At 64.9% G+C, this 2135-nt stretch carries 1 protein-coding gene; it reads left to right on the top strand.

The genetic code is table 11. The features are described from left to right. Positions 1 to 2135: malate synthase G (locus GGQ99_RS25970; protein WP_183264793.1), on the top strand; the 2135-nt coding region annotated here is incomplete at both ends.

Genomic DNA, 2135 nt, shown 5'->3' with positions numbered 1-2135 from the left:
TGGCCTTTCGATATCGCGTGAGTTGCACGACTTCGTGGTGTCGGAAGCGATGGTCGGCACGGGTGTCGAGGCGGATGCGTTCTGGGAGGGGTTTGCCGCGATCGTGCACGATCTCGGGCCGAAGAACCGGGCGCTTTTGGAAAAGCGCGACGACTTCCAGCTCAAGTTGGACGCCTGGTACCGCAAGCACGGCGCGCCGCACGACATGGCGGCCTACAAGGCGTTTTTGTCCGAGATCGGCTATCTCGTGCCGGAGGGCCCGGCCTTTGCGGTGACGACGGAAAATGTCGACTCCGAGATCGCCACCGTCGCCGGCCCGCAGCTGGTGGTGCCGGTGATGAACGCGCGTTATGCGCTGAACGCGGCCAACGCGCGCTGGGGTTCGCTCTACGACGCGCTCTACGGCACCGATGCCATTTCCGATGCCGACGGCGCCGAGAAGACCAAGGGCTACAATCCGAAGCGCGGCCAAAAGGTCATCGCCTGGGCCAAGGCGTTTTTGGATCAGTCGGCGCCGCTGGCGACGGGCAGTTGGAGCGATGTGACCGGGCTCTCGGTCGAGGGCGGGGTGCTGAAGCTGGCGACAGCTGATGGCTCGGTTTCGCTTCGCGAGCCAAAGCAGTTCGCTGGCTATCGCGGTGCGGCGGAAAACCCGGATGCGGTGGTTCTTGTGAAGAACGGCCTGCATGTCGAGGTCGTGGTCAATCGGGAGAGTGCGATCGGCAAGACCGATCCGGCCGGTATTTCGGACATGGTGCTGGAATCGGCCTTGACCACCATCCAGGACTGCGAGGATTCGGTCGCAGCCGTCGATGCCGAAGACAAGGTTGTCGTCTACCGCAACTGGCTCGGCCTGATGAAGGGCGACCTGTCGGAAACCTTCGACAAGGGCGGCAAGCCGGTCACCCGCAGGCTCAATGGCGATCGTGAGTATACCGGCCCGGACGGCGCTTCGGTCTCGCTGCCCGGCCGCTCGCTGATGCTGGTGCGCAATGTCGGCCACCTGATGACCAACCCCGCGATCCGCGACCGCGACGGCCACGAGGTGCCCGAAGGCATCATGGATGCGGCGATCACCGCCTTGATCGCCCTGCACGACGTCGGCGCCAATGGCCGCCGCATGAACAGCCGCGCCGGTTCGATGTATGTCGTCAAGCCGAAGATGCATGGCCCCGAAGAAGTCGCCTTTGCCGTCGAGATCTTCGACCGCGTCGAGCGCCTCGTCGGCATGCCCAGGAAAACCATCAAGATGGGCATCATGGACGAGGAGCGGCGCACCACCATCAACCTCAAGGAGTGCATCCGCGCCGCCAAGGAACGCGTGGTGTTCATCAACACCGGCTTCCTCGACCGCACCGGCGACGAGATCCACTCGTCGATGGAAGCAGGCCCGATGGTGCGCAAGGGCGACATGAAGCAGGCGCCGTGGATCAATGCCTACGAGGCCTGGAACGTCGACACCGGGCTTGAATGCGGCCTGTCCGGCCATGCCCAGATCGGCAAGGGCATGTGGGCGATGCCCGATCTGATGGCGGCGATGCTGGAGCAGAAGATCGCGCATCCGAAAGCCGGCGCCAACACCGCCTGGGTGCCGTCGCCGACGGCAGCGACCCTGCACGCCACCCACTACCACAAGGTCGACGTGCACCAGGTCCAGGACCAGCTGAAGAGCCGTCCCAAGGCGCGGCTCGACGACATCCTGTCGGTGCCGGTGGTGGTCCGTCCCAACTGGACGCCCGACGAGATCCAGCGCGAGCTCGACAACAACGCGCAGGGCATCTTGGGCTACGTCGTGCGCTGGATCGACCAGGGTGTCGGCTGCTCGAAGGTTCCCGACATCAACGACGTCGGCCTGATGGAAGACCGCGCCACCTTGCGCATCTCCTCCCAGCACATCGCCAACTGGCTGCGCCACGACGTCTGCTCGCACATCCAGGTGATGGATTCGCTGCAGCGCATGGCGGCGATCGTCGACCGGCAGAATGTCGGCGACCCGCTCTACAAGCCGATGGCGCCCGAGTTCGACCAGTCGACCGCCTTCCGTGCCGCCTGCGACCTCGTCTTCGAAGGCCGCGCCCAGCCCAACGGCTACACCGAGCCGGTCCTCCACAAGCGCAGGTTGGAGCTCAAGGCCA

This window comes from Aminobacter niigataensis, from assembly GCF_014200015.1.
GTDB lineage: Bacteria > Pseudomonadota > Alphaproteobacteria > Rhizobiales > Rhizobiaceae > Aminobacter > Aminobacter niigataensis.
Note: the sequence above shows the minus strand (reverse complement) of the source record. Positions and strands in the feature narration are given on the sequence as shown.